We start from the raw sequence: 14,749 nt of genomic DNA, 5'->3' as shown, positions 1-14,749 counted from the left end.
CTCTGGGGAGGCCGGCACCATTCACGCGAGTGCCTTCAAGTCAAGCGCGACGTCGGAGGGCCGACCGTACGCCCGCCCACCACCGCCCCATGCGGGATGCGCCACCTTCGTTAACCGACGCGGCCGGGTAACGCGCGGAAAATGCTACAAGTCCCGGCGAAATAGAGCGGGGAGCCTCATGCCGCCTCCCCAACCGGTTGAGGCTTGCGTATAGCCGAGTCATGGATCTGATCACCGACACCGCCGAACTGCGCGACGTCTGCACGCGGCTGGCCGCGCAGCCTTTCGTGACCGTCGATACCGAGTTCATGCGGGAGACGACCTACTATCCCAAGTTGTGTCTCATCCAGATGGCCGCGCCGGACGGCAGCGGCGTCCTGGTGGATCCGCTGGCGCCGGGCATCGACTTGCAACCCTTCGTGGATCTGATGTCCGACGAAGGGGTGGTGAAGGTGTTCCACTCCGCCCGGCAGGATCTGGAGATCGTCTGGATGCTGGGGCGGACCTTGCCGCATCCGTTCTTCGACACGCAGGTCGCGGCGATGGTCTGCGGCTACGGCGATTCGGTCTCCTACGAGCAGCTGGTCAACGACGTGGCCAAGGCCAAGATCGACAAGTCCTCCCGCTTCACGGACTGGTCGCGCCGGCCGCTCTCTGAGGCGCAGCTTGCCTACGCCCTCTCGGATGTGACGCACCTTGTGAAGATCTACGAGGCGCTGGTGGCGGAACTGCTCCGCACCGACCGGGGTGCGTGGCTCGATGAGGAGATGGGGGTTCTCACCTCCCCGGAGACCTATCAGGCCGATCCGCAGCAGGCTTGGCGGCGCCTCGCCGGGCGGATGCGCAAGCCCCGCGAAATCGCCGTGCTGATGGAAGTCGCCGCGTGGCGGGAGCGGGAGGCGCAGTCGCGCAACGTCCCGCGCGGGCGCGTGCTGAAGGACGAGGCGGTGATCGACGTGGCTTCGGCCGCGCCGCGCAGCGTCGAGGCGCTGGGGCGGCTGCGCACGATCCCTGCCGGCTTCGAGCGCTCGCGCACCGGCGCCGACATCCTGTCCGCCGTCGAGCGCGGCTTGGCGAGCGACCCGACCGCCATCGCCATGCCCGAGCGCATCCGCCGCTCCGGCGGCAACGGGGCGCTGGTGGAATTGCTGAAGGTGCTTCTGAAGGCGGTGTGCGAGGCGGAGGGCGTCGCGCCCAAGATCATCGCCACGGTGGACGATCTCGAAGCCCTGGCGGACGACGACGAGGCCGAAGTGCCCGTGCTGCAGGGCTGGCGGCGTTCGCTGTTCGGGGAGAAGGCACTGGCGCTGAAGCATGGGCGGCTCGCCCTCTCGGCGCGCGGCAACCGCATCGTCGTCCACGAGCTCGACACGCCCGTCGCCTGACAGATCCCAGGATCCTCACGGGCAGCCGGTGACAGAACGCCCCGCCGGGATTAAGTGGCAATGGGATTGCCGCTTTTCCCTGGCCCTGCTTAGCGTATGTCCGAGCCCGAGGACGGTCTGAACATCCATACCGGTCGCGGCGTCGTCATCGCGGAGGGCTGCGAGTCCGTCCGCGTCCGTTACCGGATCGTCGTCGAACCGCGTTCCGATGGCCCGGTGGCGCACGGCACGTTGACCGGGCGCCATGCCGGCCTGTGGCCGATCTGGCTGGAACCCGATGCGCAACTGCGCGTGAAGAGCGGGTGCAGCTTCGCCATATCGATCACCGACCTCGTCGGCGACGTCGCCGAATTTGAGTCGACCGGCCCAGTCCCCGAACTCTGATTCTCAATTTCTAAACAGTCAGCATGGCGCGTCGGCTCGTCGCGGACGCTCACGCTTTGCCGAATTTTCCCGGCTCGGACGGGTGGATCATGCGGCAGGAAGGCGCAATCCCCACGATCCGACCGTGGCTTTCTGCGGAGGCGCGTCCGACCGGCTCCCTCAGCCCTCCCGCACTGCGATACTCGTAGGGCTGATACCCCTTATCGCGGCCGCACTTTACTGACTTTCCACTATGCCGTGCCGGAACAAGAGACTTTTCCACTTTCCGTGAAATCCTACCGGCTCCGGCAGGCCGGGGCGGCGCCGCTTCAAATTCGTTTTGAACGCGGTGCAATATGATTTTGTGCGCGGCAGCAACTAAGCCGTTTTCACGTCTGCGAAACCATCCGTGGCCCCGGCGGGGGAACTGGCCCCAAACTCCGTGTTGACGGCGCTCAAAAATCTCTTAAGGTCCGTTTCAGCTTCGGTTTCGAGGGGGCCGCCTAAGGGGATGGGCAGCCTCTGGCCGGAGATCTGATGAAGATCTCCGTCACCCACCCGCCCGCTATCGAGGCTCTATCCCTGTCGCGAAAGAGTCAGGTTGCAGTTCTTCTGGCATTGCCCACGCGGCATGTTCGGAGACTTACTAATGACTTGTCGGAGGAATTCCATGAGAGCGGTACATCTCCTTGCCCTGGGGGCAGGCGTTGCGGCCGTCGCCACGCCGGCGCTTGCCAACGAAAGCGTTCTGAAGGGCATTGCCAATCCTGCTGAGCAGGTCCTGCAGACGGTCGATTACGCGAACACGCGCTTCTCGAAGCTCGACCAGATCACAAAGGACAACGTGAAGAACCTCCAGGTCGCCTGGACGTTCTCGACCGGCGTCCTGCGCGGCCACGAGGGCTCTCCGCTCGTCGTCGGCAACATCATGTACGTGCACACGCCGTTCCCGAACATCGTGTACGCCCTGGATCTGGACCACGACGCCAAGATCCTCTGGAAGTACGAGCCGAAGCAGGATCCGTCCGTGATCCCGGTCATGTGCTGTGACACGGTCAACCGTGGTCTGGCCTACGCCGACGGCGCCATCCTCCTCCACCAGGCCGACACAACGGTCGTCTCGCTCGACGCCAAGTCCGGCAAGGTGAATTGGTCCGTGAAGAACGGCGACCCGTCCAAGGGCGCGACCAACACCGCCACCGTCCTTCCCGTGAAGGACAAGGTCATCGTCGGCATCTCCGGCGGCGAGTTCGGCGTGCAGTGCCACGTCACCGCCTACGACCTGAAGACCGGCAAGATGGTGTGGCGCGGCTTCTCGGAAGGCCCGGATGACCAGATCCTGGTCGACCCGGAGAAGACCACCGAGCTCGGCAAGCCGATCGGCAAGGACTCCTCGCTGAAGACCTGGGAAGGCGATCAGTGGAAGACCGGCGGCGGCTGCACCTGGGGTTGGTTCTCGTACGATCCCAAGCTGAACCTGATGTACTATGGCTCGGGCAACCCCTCGACCTGGAACCCGAAGCAGCGTCCGGGTGACAACAAGTGGTCCATGACCATTTGGGCGCGTAACCCGGATACCGGTGTCGCCAAGTGGGTCTACCAGATGACCCCCCACGACGAGTGGGACTTCGACGGCATCAACGAGATGATCCTCACGGATCAGAAGATCGACGGCAAGGAACAGCCGCTCCTGACCCACTTCGACCGTAACGGCTTCGGCTACACGCTGAACCGCGACACCGGCGCCCTCCTGGTCGCCGAGAAGTTCGACCCGGTGGTGAACTGGGCTTCGAAGGTCGACATGGACAAGAGCTCCAAGACCTACGGCCGTCCGCTCGTTCAGGCGAAGTACTCGACCGAGCAGAACGGTGAGGACGTGAACTCCAAGGGCATCTGCCCGGCGGCCCTCGGCACCAAGGACCAGCAGCCCGCTGCCTTCTCGCCGAAGACCAACCTGTTCTACGTGCCCACCAACCACGTCTGCATGGACTACGAGCCGTTCCGGGTGACCTACACCCCGGGCCAGCCCTACGTCGGTGCGACCCTCTCGATGTACCCGGCTCCGAACTCCCACGGCGGCATGGGTAACTTCATCGCTTGGGACGGCGTGAACGGTAAGATCAAGTGGTCGGATCCCGAGCAGTTCTCGGTGTGGTCGGGTGCTCTCGCCACCGCCGGTGACGTGGTGTTCTACGGAACTCTGGAAGGCTACATCAAGGCTGTCGACGACAAGTCCGGTAAGGAGCTCTGGAAGTTCAAGACTCCGTCGGGCATCATCGGCAACGTGATGACCTACCAGCACAAGGGCAAGCAGTACGTGGGCGTCCTCTCGGGCGTCGGCGGCTGGGCGGGCATCGGCCTTGCGGCCGGCCTGACCGATCCGAACGCCGGTCTCGGCGCGGTGGGTGGCTACGCGGCTCTGTCGCAGTACACCAACCTCGGCGGCCAGCTGACCGTCTTCGCCCTGCCGAACTAATCGGTCGCGGTGAACGCTTAAACATTGGTGCCGGCGCGGGCTTCCGCGCCGGCATCCTTTTGACTAGAAGTGGTTCAAGAGGTCTCTGCTCGAAGGGAGACGGAAAGACCTCAATCAGGGAGAAGCGCACGTTGCTGCACCTCAGCACATTCATCACGCGGCCGGTACTCGCCGCCCTCGCCCTAGCGACCGTCTCTGCGGTCGCCGTACATGCTGAGGATGCCAAGCCGGATCCGGCTCTCGCCAATTCGATCAACAAGGACGACAAGACGGCTGAAAGCGAGCCGGAGCTTCTGAAGAAGGACGCTGCGGTCAAGGTCGAAGACGGCAAATACGTCGACGCCGAAGGCCATCCGACCTTCCACATCACCGACAATGGTAAGAAGCTCGACTGGTATAGCTACTCCGGCTACCGCCGCTATCACGCCGAGTGCCACGTCTGCCACGGCCCGGACGGCATGGGTTCGACCTACGCCCCCGCGCTCAAGGATTCGCTGAAGCACCTCTCCTACGAGGAGTTCATCGGCATCCTGGTCGGCGGCAAGCAGGACATCAATGCCGCCGAACAGAAGGTCATGCCGGCCTTCGGCGACAACAAGAACGTCATGTGCTACTCGGACGACCTCTACGTCTACCTGAAGGCCCGTGCCGCAGGTGCCATCGGCCGTATCCGGCCGAGCGACCACGAGGACAAGCCTGACGCCGCCAAGAAGGCCGAGAAGGAGTGCATGGGCTTCTAATGGCCCGAGCCCCCCAGCTTGCGATCCTCTGCGCCCTGTCGATGACGGTGGCGCAGGGGGCCGTCGCACAGCACCTGCCGGACACCGTGACGACCGACGTTCTGCGCGTCTGCGGCGATCCCGGCAACATGCCGTTCTCCGAGCGTAAGGAAGACGGCTTCGAGAACAGAATCGCCGCGATCATCGCGGACGAGTTGAAGGTCACGGTCCGCTATTACTGGCTGACGCAGGGTCCGGGCTTCGTCCGTAATACCCTCGGCACCGGCCTGTGCGATGTGGTGATCGGGCAAGCCTTCGGCAGCGACCTCGTCCAGACAACGAACCCCTACTACCGCTCCACTTACACCCTCGTGACCCGCAAGGGCGAGTTCGACGGCGCCACCGCGCTCGACGATCCGCGCCTGAAGGGCAAGAAGATCGGCGTCATCGCCGGCACGCCGCCCGTCAACCGCATGGGTGATCTGGGGCTGGTCTCGGCCATGAAGGCGTATCCGCCCTACGCGCTCGATCCCAAGCGGAAATACCAGACCGTTTCGGCCGAAGTAATCGCCGATCTCGCCGCCAAGGAGATCGACGCCGCCGTGCTATGGGGCCCGGCCGCCGGCTGGCTCGCGAAGCAGAGCGGCACCGAGATGACGGTTACGCCCCTGCTCAAGGAGCCGGAGCGCCCGCCGATGGCCTACCGGATCGCCATGGGTGTGCGTCTCGGTGAGAACGACTGGAAGCGCGCCCTCAACACCGCCCTGCGCAAGCGCAGCGCGGATATCGAGAAGGTGCTGCGCGACTACGACGTGCCGCTTCTCGACCAGGACGAGAACAAGCTGTTGAAGCCGGGCGAGCGCTGAGCTCGCCCTCCGCGATGCGCAGGGGAGGGGGCGTTACCGCCCCTGCCAGTCCGGCGCGCGCTTGCCGAGGAAGGCTTCCATCCCCTCGCGGAAATCCTGGCTCATGTAGCACATGAGGATCAGGTCATCGCCCGGCCGCGCCTCGCCCTCGGCGCCGGCCTCTTCCTCCGCGAGGCGGCGAAGCCCTTCCTTCGTCGCCTGCATCGTCAAGGGCGCGTGGCCGGCGAGCAGGGTCGCGAGGGCTTCGGCGCGCTCGTTGAGCGAGTGGAGATCGTCCACGACCTCACCGACGAGGCCGATCGCGAGGGCTTCGTCCGCGCCGACGAGGCGCGCGGTGAAGATGATGTCCTTCACCCGCGCGGGGCCGATCAGGTTCGACAACCGCTTGAGGTTGCCCTGGCTGAGGCAATTGCCCAGCGTCCGGGCGATGGGGAAGCCGAACCGCGCGTCGCGGGTGGCGATCCGCAGGTCGCAGGCCGCCGCGATGGCCGCGCCGCCGCCCGTACAAGCCCCGGCGATGGCCGCGATGGTCGGCACGCGCAGCCGCTCCAGGCCGCCGAGCACCTGATCCATGAAGCGCTCGTAGCCCAGCGCATCCTCCGCCGTCGCGAAGCTGCGGAACTGCGCGATGTCGGTGCCGGCCGCGAAGGCCTTCTCGCCCGCGCCGGTGATGATGAGCGCCTTCACGGACGGGTCCGCCGCGATGTTTTCGCAGCAGGCGATCAGCCCGCGATACATCGCGAAGGTGAGGGCGTTGCGGGCCTGCGGCCGGTTCAGGATGATGCGGGCGATGCCGGCCTCGTCCTTGGTGAACAGCAACTCGTCGGTCGGGGCGTGAGCGTTCATCGGGGCCTCCGCGCAGCCGGGATCAGGCGAGTGTTTCGCACACGATGCCGCGGGCGATCAGGGCGTCGATCGCGGCATCATCGTAGCCCGCTTCCGCCAGGATGGCACGGGAATGCTGGCCGAGGAGCGGGGCCGGCCCGTGGACGCGGCCGGGCGTCTCCGAGAACTTCACCGGCAGGCCGAGGGTCTTCATCCGCCCGACGCGGGCATGCTCGACCTCCACCACCATCTCGCGCGCCAACGTCTGCGGATCGCGGTGCATGGCGTTCACGTCGAGCACCGGCCCGGCCGGCACGCCCTCGGCTTCCAGGCGGGCGAGCCAATCGCCCGAGCTGTGCTCGCGGAAGGCGGGGGCCAGGGTCGAGGCCAGAATCTCGCGATTCGCCATGCGGTCGCGGTTTAGAGCGAAGCGCGGATCCTCGGCGAGGTTTTCCATGCCGACGGCCTTCAGCATCCGCAGCCAGTTGGTCTGGTTGGCGGCGCCGATGGTGATCCAGCCATCGGCCGTCTCGAAGGCTTCGTAGGGCGCGTTCAGCGGGTGGGCCGAGCCCATCGGGCCGGGCGCAATGCCGGTCGCCATGGCGATGGCCGATTGCCAGTAGGTGTGCGTGATGCCCGCCTCGAACAGCGAGGTGTCCACCACCTGCCCCTGGCCGGTCTTGAGGCGGCGCGTATAGGCTGCAAGCACGCCCATCGCGGCGAGGATGCCGGCGGTGATGTCGGTGACGGGCGGCCCGCACTTCATCGGCGGGCGGCCCGGCCCTTCGCCAGTCACGGACATGAGGCCGCTCATGCCCTGGGCCACGAGGTCGAAGCCCGCCCGGTCGGCATAGGGGCCGCTGCGCCCGAAGCCGGACAGCGAGCAATAGACAAGGCCGGGGAAATCCTGCCGCAGGCTCTCGTAGCCGAGGCCAAGGCGTTCCATCGTACCCGCGCGGTAGTTCTCGATCAGCGCGTCGGCATTGCCGAGCAGCCGCCGCAGGATGGCGACGCCCTCCGGCGCCTTGAGATCGAGGCTGAGGCCGCGCTTGCCCCGGTTCATCATCATGTAGGCGGCGCTCTCATCGTCCAGGGCCGGGGGGACCGTGCGGCGCGTGTCGTCGCCGTCGAGCTTCTCGACCTTGATGACCTCGGCGCCCATGTCCGCGAGCATCAGCCCGCAGACCGGCCCGGCCATGATGTGCGCCAGCTCGATCACTCGCATCCCGGCGAGCGGCCCGTGCCGCTCCATCGTCGCGACGGCCATCGGATCACTCTCCCGCGGGGACGCTGGCGACACGCCCGGTGGGCTCGACCGGGGGATCCACGAACTCGCGCTCGGGATGCATCGTGAAGGCGAGGGCCGCGCCCAGCAGGCAGAGGCCGATGGAGCCGATGAAGGGCAGCGTCCAGCTGCCCGTGCGATCCACGATGAAGCCGAACACGATCGGGGACACGATGGCCGCCAGCGCCGAGCCGGTGTTCATCAGGCCGCTGGCCGTTCCGGCATACTTCGGCGCGATGTCCATCGGCACCGACCAGATCGGGCCGATCACCAGTTCGGCGAAGAAGAAGCCGGAGGAGAGCAGCAGGGCGACGTAGGTGAGGTCGCGGGTGAAGAACACGCCGGTCAGGCTCGCCGCCGCGCCAAGGAAGCCGATCACGATCACCGACAGCCGCGCGAGCTTCACGTTCCCGGTGACGTGACCGATCTTGTCGCTGGCGACACCACCGACCGTGTCGCCCACCACGCCCGCGAAGAACACACCGGAGGCGAACAGGGCCGAGTTCTTCAGGTCGAGCCCGTAGCTCTCCTTGAAGAAGGTCGGCAGCCAGCCGAGGAACAGCCACAGCGTCCAGCCGTAGCAGAAATAGGTGATCGACACCGGCAGCATCCGGCGGGTGAGAGCGCCCCACGGCACGCTCTGCCGGACGCCGACCTTGCGCGGCGCGGGCAGGGTCTGAAGCTCGGCCTGGGTGATGTTCGGATGGTCCGAGGGATCGTCGCGGAAGTAGAGATACCAGATCACCACCCAGACGAAGCTCGCGCCGCCGAGGACGAAGAAGCTCACGCGCCAGCCGAAATGGTAGATCAGGAAGGCGACGATGGGCGGGGCGACGGCATTGCCGAACCGCGCGAAGGCGTGGGTGATGCCCTGCGCGAAGCCCCGCTTGCCCGGCGCCGTCCAGTTCTGCATGGCGCGGGTGGCGGTGGGGAAGGTCGCGCCCTCGCCGAAGCCGAGGAGCACGCGGGCGAGGAACAGGCTCAAGAGCCCGCCGACGAGGCCGGTGAGGACCGTCGCTATCGCCCAGATGATGCCGCAGATCATGAGGGTCCGCCGGGCGCCGAACTTGTCGCCCACCGAGCCGCCGATGACTTGGAAGATCGCGTAAGGATAGGCGAAGGCAGAGAGCATCAGCCCGAACTCGGTCTTCGACATGCCGAGGTCGTGCATCATCACCGTGCCGGCCGTCGCCAGGTTCACCCTGTCGAGGTAGGTGATGAAATACATCAGGCAGAGCAGGCCGAGCACGCCGTTGGTGGCGCTCACGCGCTTCATCATCGCCTTCCCCTCCCTGGCGGCGCCGGGAGCTTGCTGCCCCTCGTGCCCGCACGGTGCCTCGGCCTCACGGCCTGACACTTCGATTAATACGTTATTCAATCCCGTCTTGGCGTCTTTGGCAACCGTCAATGATCATCATGCGCTCATGGCCCACAAAAGCGAACGGGGGCCGTGCGGCCCCCGTCCTTGCGGTGATATCGACAGTGTTCAGGCCGTCACGGGCTGAAGCTTCGTGTTCTCTTCGGCCGGCGCCGAGAGGGCCTTGCCGCGCGGGCCGACCCAGGAGCCCACCCAGTTGCGCTGCCACAGGGCGAGGCAGCCGAGCACCACGGCCGCGAAGACGGCGTAGATGACGAAGCCGGTGGCGAAGTGCCCGGTATACTGCTTCGACAGGCCCATCACGTTCGGCAGGATCGCCCCGCCGAGGGCACCGATCTCGCCGATCATCGAGCCCGCGACCGCCGTGTTGTTCGGCCAGCGCAGGGGCACGAGCTGGAACAGCGCACCGTTGCCCGCGCCGAGGGCGGCGAAGCAGAACATGAACAGGATGGTCGTCATGGCGAGCGACGGGTTCGCCGTCAGCGCCAGGAAGGCCGCCACCGCCGCAAGCAGCACCACCGAGAGCACCGCCACGCCGCCGAGCTTGTCGGCGAAGTAGCCGCCGACGATGCGGATGCCCGAGCCCATCAGCGCCGCGAGCATCGTAAGCCGCCCGGCCTCGACCTTCGTCACCGAGAACTGCTCGTAGAAGAAGGTCGGCAGGAAATTCGACAGGCCGATGAAGCCGCCGAAGGTGATGACGTAGATCAGCGAGAAGGCCCAGCCATCCTTCGTGAACAGGCAGGAGATGTGCTCCTTGAAGGACTGGCCATGCAGGTCCGGCGGCTCCTTCGCGAGGAGGATCATCACCACCAGCGGAACGAGCATCACGACGCCCGCGAAGCCGTAGACGGCCTGCCAGCCGTACATCTGCGCCAGCGGCGGGGCGAACAGCACGGCGAGCACGGTGCCGGAATTGCCGGCGCCCGCGATGCCCATGGCGAGGCCCTTATGCTCCGGCGGGAACCAGCCCGAGCCCAGCGACAGCGCGACGCCGAACGAGGCGCCGGCGATGCCGAGCAGCACGCCCATGGCGAGGACGTCGTTGTAGGAGGAGACCGCGAAGAAGCCGTAGGCCATCGCCAGGACGATGATGCCCATTTCGGTGATCGCGGCGTTCTTCCGGCCGATATACTGGGCCAGCACGCCGAGCGGGAAGCGCATGATCGCGCCGGCCAGGATCGGCAGGGAGATCATGAAGCCGGTCTGGGCCGGGGTGAGCTTGTAGGTTTCGGTGATGAACGGGCCCATCGCGCCGTTCAGGACCCAGATCGCGAAGCAGAAATCGAAGTAGAGGAATGCGGCAAACAAGGTCGGGGGGTGGCCCGACTTCATCACGGTCTTGAAGCTCGCCATGGGTGAGGTGCTCGTCAGAGTTTGCAAGCCGCGACGCGGCCGTACATGCCGGGGATCCGGACTCACACCGTCCGCTCTGCGGAGCGCCGTTGCTCCACGTGCCGCGCCTGAGGCGGCAGGGCGAACAATGCACGAGGTGTGCCAGCCGCCACGGGCGGCGAATTCGGGCGCGACGGAAAGCTGTGCCGCGCAACGAGGCAGGGGTGACGCGCAAACGGGCGCACGCGCAAAATCAGTCGCAATTGATGGGATTAACTTGCTGCATGCATGCAACAGCCGCGCGGAAAGCCCGGCGGCAAGTCATACGCGGGTCCGGTATGGCATGGCCGCGCTTGGCGACGCCCGGCGGCTTTTGTAGATCTCGTTGAAGCTTGACCGGATGACGCACGGCCGACTCCGTCCGTGATCCGCCTTCGTCTTTCAGGAAGACTCACGATGTCCGCCCCGATCCGCCTTCTGCTCCTCGCCGGCCTCGCCGTCAGCGCGGCGGCTGCGCCCGCCCTGGCGCAAACCCGCACCGCCCTGGCCGATCCCGATGCCGACCGGCTCTTCCAGGACCAGAACGGCGCCTACTACCTGAAGCGCGGCGACCGTTACGTGCCGTATGCCGGCCGCGTCGAGTTCGGCCGTGCCGTGCTCGACCGTCAGGCCGCCGCCGCCGCCGCGCCCGCGCTCGCTCCGGCCCCCGCCCCGGCGATGCAGCCGCCGGCCTCCCGGCAGGCCGCCCTGGTCCAGCCGGAAGCCTCCGGCGATCCGGCGCTCTCGCCGATCGAGGCCGCGAAGGCCAAGGCCGTCCTGCGCACCCCCGACAACGGCCCGATCGACTACGCGAAGGCCTACGGCCCCATCGAGGACGACGTGTTTCCCGTCCGTGCCTTCGACTACAAAAGGATGAGCCCGGCCTACCTGCGCCAGGAAATTGCCTATAACGGCCCCTACGAGCCGGGCACGATCATCGTGGATCCGCGCGCCCACCAGCTGACGCTGGTGCAGGAGGGCGGCCGGGCCCGCCGCTACGGCGTCGGCGTGGGCAAGCAGGGCTTCTCGTGGTCCGGCACGGCCACCGTGAACTCCAAGCAGGCGTGGCCGGACTGGTATCCGCCGAAGGAGATGATCGCCCGCAGCCCGAAGCTGGCGAGCGAGGTCGACAAGCTCCAGAGCGGGCTCGGCGTCTCCGGCGGCCTGCGCAACCCGCTCGGTGCCCGCGCCATGTATCTCTGGCAGGGCAACAAGGACACGCTGTTCCGCATCCACGGCACGCTGGAGCCCTTCTCCATTGGCAAGAGCGTGTCCTCGGGCTGCATCCGCATGATCAACCAGGACGCCATCGACCTGTTCAGCCGCGTGAATGTCGGCTCGAAGGTTGTGGTGCTGAACTGACCCTGAGCCGTCATTGCGAGCAAAGCGAAGCAATCCAGGGCAGCGGGACGTTTCAGGACGTCGCGGCTCCCTGGATTGCTTCACTACGTTCGCAATGACGATGAGCGGTTACTTTGCCAGTTCAGCCACAAGCGCGTTGAGAACCGGAGCCCCGGCAGCGGTCGCAGCAATGCGGCCGTCGGGCTTCCGAGACAGGAGCCCATCCCCCACAAGCGCGTCGATCCGCGTGGGGTCGATGGGCCGCCCGCCGAGGGCGGCGTAGCGGGCGGGGTCGATCCCCTCCGAGAGGCGCAGGCCCATCACGAGGAATTCGTCGGCCTGGGCCGGGGCCGCGAGGTGTTCGGTTTCCGCGATGCCGTGGCCGTCCGCCTCGACGCGGGCGAGCCACGCTTCGGGGCCGCGCTCGGTGACCGTACTGATGCGCCCCTCCGGCGTCACAAGGCGCCCATGGGCGCCGGGCCCGATCCCGGCATATTCGCCGTAGCGCCAATAGAGCAGGTTGTGCCGCGCCTCGGCGCCGGGCCGGGCGTGGTTCGAGATTTCGTAGGCCGGCAGTCCCGCAGCCTCGCAGACCTCCTGCGTTACGTCGTAGAGCGCGCGGGAGACGTCCTCGTCGGGCGTCACCAGTTTGCCGGCGGCGGCGAGGCCGTAGAACGGCGTGCCGGGCTCGATGGTGAGCTGGTAGAGCGACAGGTGCTCGGCCGCCCGCGCGATGGCCTCGGTGAGTTCGGCGCGCCATGCCGCCGGGCTCTGGTTCGGACGCGCATAGATCAGGTCGAAGGAGGTCCGCGCGAAAGTGCCCTGCGCCACCTTGATCGCGGCGAAGGCTTCCTGCGCATTGTGCAGGCGCCCGAGGGTCTTCAGCGAGGCATCGTCCAGGGCCTGTACGCCGAGGGAAACGCGGTTCACCCCCGCCGTCCGGTAGCCCAGGAAGCGCCCGGCCTCGACGCTCGACGGGTTGGCCTCCAGCGTCACCTCCGCCCCTGGCGCGACGCGCCAATGCCCGGCGATGGCATCGAGCAGCCCCGCCACGGTCTCCGGCTTCATCAGCGAGGGCGTGCCGCCGCCGAGGAAGATGCTCGTCACCTCCCGCCCCGGCACGCGGGCGGCGACATGGGCCATCTCGGCGCGGAAGGCCGCGAGGAAGCGGGCCTCATCGACGCCGGCATGGCGGACATGGCTGTTGAAGTCGCAATACGGGCACTTCGCCGCGCAGAACGGCCAGTGCAGGTACACCCCGAACCCCGCATCGCGGGTGGGGTGGTCAGGGATCGCGGCGGTCAAGTCCGCTCCGACGGGGCGAGGCATTCGCGGGCGAGGTCCACGAAGGCCCGCGCCCGGTGGGACAGCCCCTTGCCCGACTGCCAATCGACGCCGTGCTTCTCCTCGGCAGTCATCTCACCGAAGGTCCGCTCGTGGCCCTCGGGGCGGAACAGCGGATCGTAGCCGAAGCCGGCCGTGCCGCGCGGCTCCACGAGGTCGCCGAACACGCGGCCCTCGAACAGTTCGGTATGGCCATCGGGCCACGCGAGGACGAGGGCCGACACGAAGTGCGCCTTGCGATTCGTGGCGCCGCGCGTGTCGAGTTCGGAGAAGATCCGTGCCATGGCGCCGGAAAAGTCCTTGGTCGGCCCGGCCCAGCGGGCGGAGAAGATCCCCGGCGCGCCGTCGAGGGCATCGACGCAGAGGCCGGAATCGTCGGCGAAGGCCGGCAGGCCGGTGACCTTGGTCGCCGCATGGGCCTTGATCGCCGCGTTCTCGGCGAACATCGTCCCGGTCTCGTCGGGCTCGGGCAGGCCGAGTTCGCCCGCCGAGACGGCCTCGATGCCGAAGGGCGCCAGAAGCTCGCGCATCTCCACGAGCTTGCCCGCGTTGTGGGTGGCGATCACCACCTTGCCGGTCAGGCGGCGCCTCACGCGATGGCCTCCTTCTGCAGGCCCACGAGGCGTTCGGTCCCGATGCGGGCGAGGCGGAGCAATTCGAGGAGCTGCGCCTCGGTGAAGGGCTCGGCTTCGGCGGTGCCCTGCACCTCCACGATGCCGCCCTTTCCGGTCAGCACGAAGTTCGCGTCCGTATCTGCGGCCGAATCCTCCTCGTATTCGAGGTCGAGGACCGGCATGCCCTTGTAGATGCCGCAGGAGACGGCGGCGACGTGATCGCGCAGCGGATCGACGGAGATGATGGAGCGCGTGCGCATCCACGCGAAGCAATCGTGAAGCGCCACCCAGGCCCCGGTGATGGCGGCGGTGCGGGTACCGCCATCGGCCTGGATCACGTCGCAATCCACCGTCACCTGCTTCTCGCCGATGGCCGAGAGGTTGGTGACGGCGCGGAGTGAGCGGCCAATCAGGCGCTGGATCTCCTGCGTGCGGCCGGAGGGCTTGCCGGAATTCACTTCGCGGCGGGTGCGCTCATGGGTCGCTCGCGGCAGCATCGCGTATTCGGCCGTGACCCAGCCCTTGCCGGAGCCGCGCAGCCACGGCGGCGCGCGCTCCTCCAGGGAGGCCGTGCACAGCACCTTGGTGTTGCCGAAGCTGACGAGGCAGGAGCCCTCGGCGTAGCGCGCCACGGCGCGTTCGAGGGTTACGGGCCGCATCGCGTCGGCGGCACGGTTGGATGGCCGCATGCGACACCCTTTCATTGCGAGAAGTGCGGGCCGGGCTCATAGGCTGCACGGCCCCGGCGAGCAAGCAGCGGATTGATCCGCGAGCCCAGG

13 protein-coding genes are annotated in these 14,749 nt (G+C 67.2%); 6 read left to right on the top strand and 7 right to left on the bottom strand.

Annotated features, from left to right (window positions below; all coding sequences use genetic code 11):
- Positions 1–221 precede the first annotated feature (221 nt).
- The 5 genes from rnd (at position 222) to xoxJ (ending at position 5,809) form a co-directional block, all read left to right on the top strand.
- Positions 222–1,385: a ribonuclease D gene (rnd, locus tag MKK52_RS21245; RefSeq protein ID WP_243957356.1), complete on the top strand. Its 1,164-nt coding sequence runs from the start codon at positions 222–224 to the stop codon at positions 1,383–1,385.
- 96 nt (positions 1,386–1,481) lie between these two features.
- Positions 1,482–1,769, top strand: a complete 288-nt coding sequence (locus tag MKK52_RS21240) for a hypothetical protein (RefSeq protein WP_243957355.1) — start codon at positions 1,482–1,484, stop codon at positions 1,767–1,769.
- 649 nt (positions 1,770–2,418) lie between these two features.
- Entirely contained in the window at positions 2,419–4,224 is a 1,806-nt protein-coding gene (xoxF1, locus tag MKK52_RS21235; protein WP_243957352.1) for a lanthanide-dependent methanol dehydrogenase XoxF1, read from the top strand.
- A 131-nt stretch (positions 4,225–4,355) separates the two neighbouring features.
- Positions 4,356–4,964 carry a c-type cytochrome, methanol metabolism-related gene (locus MKK52_RS21230; RefSeq protein WP_243957351.1) on the top strand — a complete coding sequence of 203 codons (609 nt, stop codon included), beginning with the start codon at positions 4,356–4,358 and terminating at the stop codon, positions 4,962–4,964.
- Entirely contained in the window at positions 4,964–5,809 is an 846-nt protein-coding gene (gene xoxJ / locus MKK52_RS21225; protein WP_243957349.1) for a rare earth element methanol dehydrogenase accessory protein XoxJ, read from the top strand. Before MKK52_RS21230 ends, xoxJ begins: the two co-directional genes overlap by 1 nt.
- Before the next feature lie 33 nt (positions 5,810–5,842).
- On the opposite strand, the gene MKK52_RS21220 is transcribed toward xoxJ, so the two are convergent.
- The 4 genes from MKK52_RS21220 to MKK52_RS21205 form a co-directional block, all read right to left on the bottom strand.
- Positions 5,843–6,655 (bottom strand): enoyl-CoA hydratase/isomerase family protein, encoded by an 813-nt coding sequence (locus MKK52_RS21220; RefSeq protein WP_243957347.1) that lies wholly within the window; start codon positions 6,653–6,655, stop codon positions 5,843–5,845.
- A gap of 22 nt (positions 6,656–6,677) precedes the next feature.
- Positions 6,678–7,886 (bottom strand): CaiB/BaiF CoA transferase family protein, encoded by a 1,209-nt coding sequence (locus tag MKK52_RS21215; RefSeq protein WP_243957742.1) that lies wholly within the window; start codon positions 7,884–7,886, stop codon positions 6,678–6,680.
- Between the two features lie 19 nt (positions 7,887–7,905).
- The gene (locus tag MKK52_RS21210; RefSeq protein ID WP_243957345.1) at positions 7,906–9,198 is read right to left on the bottom strand and encodes an MFS transporter; all 1,293 of its coding nucleotides are present in this window, start codon (positions 9,196–9,198) and stop codon (positions 7,906–7,908) included.
- Between the two features lie 207 nt (positions 9,199–9,405).
- Positions 9,406–10,653 carry an MFS transporter gene (locus MKK52_RS21205; protein WP_243957343.1) on the bottom strand — a complete coding sequence of 416 codons (1,248 nt, stop codon included), beginning with the start codon at positions 10,651–10,653 and terminating at the stop codon, positions 9,406–9,408.
- Between the two features lie 435 nt (positions 10,654–11,088).
- On the opposite strand from MKK52_RS21205, the gene MKK52_RS21200 reads away from it, so the two are divergent.
- Complete coding sequence (locus MKK52_RS21200; RefSeq protein WP_243957340.1) at positions 11,089–12,033, top strand: L,D-transpeptidase; 945 nt, start codon at positions 11,089–11,091, stop codon at positions 12,031–12,033.
- 108 nt (positions 12,034–12,141) lie between these two features.
- Here MKK52_RS21200 and hemW read toward each other — a convergent pair whose 3' ends face one another.
- From hemW to rph, 3 genes are read right to left on the bottom strand one after another with little or no spacing between them, the layout of a single operon-like run.
- A complete protein-coding gene (hemW, locus tag MKK52_RS21195; protein WP_409564710.1) occupies positions 12,142–13,317 on the bottom strand; it encodes a radical SAM family heme chaperone HemW in 1,176 nt (391 codons plus the stop codon).
- The gene (gene rdgB / locus MKK52_RS21190; protein ID WP_243957336.1) at positions 13,314–13,949 is read right to left on the bottom strand and encodes an RdgB/HAM1 family non-canonical purine NTP pyrophosphatase; all 636 of its coding nucleotides are present in this window, start codon (positions 13,947–13,949) and stop codon (positions 13,314–13,316) included. The genes hemW and rdgB overlap by 4 nt, the downstream gene beginning before the upstream one ends.
- Positions 13,946–14,659: a ribonuclease PH gene (rph, locus tag MKK52_RS21185; RefSeq protein WP_243957334.1), complete on the bottom strand. Its 714-nt coding sequence runs from the start codon at positions 14,657–14,659 to the stop codon at positions 13,946–13,948. The genes rdgB and rph overlap by 4 nt, the downstream gene beginning before the upstream one ends.
- Positions 14,660–14,749: the final 90 nt, after the last annotated feature.

The organism is Methylobacterium sp. J-067, from assembly GCF_022829465.1.
Lineage (GTDB): Bacteria > Pseudomonadota > Alphaproteobacteria > Rhizobiales > Beijerinckiaceae > Methylobacterium > Methylobacterium litchii.
The sequence above is the reverse complement of the archived record's forward strand: the minus strand, read 5'-3'. Positions and strand labels throughout refer to the sequence as shown.

Excerpts from the sequence above, each read along its gene's own strand:
- rnd (WP_243957356.1), top strand. The coding sequence starts at position 222 with ATGGATCTGATCACCGACACCGCCGAACTGCGCGACGTCTGCACGCGG.
- MKK52_RS21240 (WP_243957355.1), top strand. The coding sequence starts at position 1,482 with ATGTCCGAGCCCGAGGACGGTCTGAACATCCATACCGGTCGCGGCGTC.
- xoxF1 (WP_243957352.1), top strand. The coding sequence starts at position 2,419 with ATGAGAGCGGTACATCTCCTTGCCCTGGGGGCAGGCGTTGCGGCCGTC.
- xoxJ (WP_243957349.1), top strand. The coding sequence starts at position 4,964 with ATGGCCCGAGCCCCCCAGCTTGCGATCCTCTGCGCCCTGTCGATGACG.
- MKK52_RS21220 (WP_243957347.1), bottom strand. The coding sequence starts at position 6,655 with ATGAACGCTCACGCCCCGACCGACGAGTTGCTGTTCACCAAGGACGAG.
- MKK52_RS21215 (WP_243957742.1), bottom strand. The coding sequence starts at position 7,886 with ATGGAGCGGCACGGGCCGCTCGCCGGGATGCGAGTGATCGAGCTGGCG.
- MKK52_RS21210 (WP_243957345.1), bottom strand. The coding sequence starts at position 9,198 with ATGATGAAGCGCGTGAGCGCCACCAACGGCGTGCTCGGCCTGCTCTGC.
- MKK52_RS21205 (WP_243957343.1), bottom strand. The coding sequence starts at position 10,653 with ATGGCGAGCTTCAAGACCGTGATGAAGTCGGGCCACCCCCCGACCTTG.
- MKK52_RS21200 (WP_243957340.1), top strand. The coding sequence starts at position 11,089 with ATGTCCGCCCCGATCCGCCTTCTGCTCCTCGCCGGCCTCGCCGTCAGC.
- rph (WP_243957334.1), bottom strand. The coding sequence starts at position 14,659 with ATGCGGCCATCCAACCGTGCCGCCGACGCGATGCGGCCCGTAACCCTC.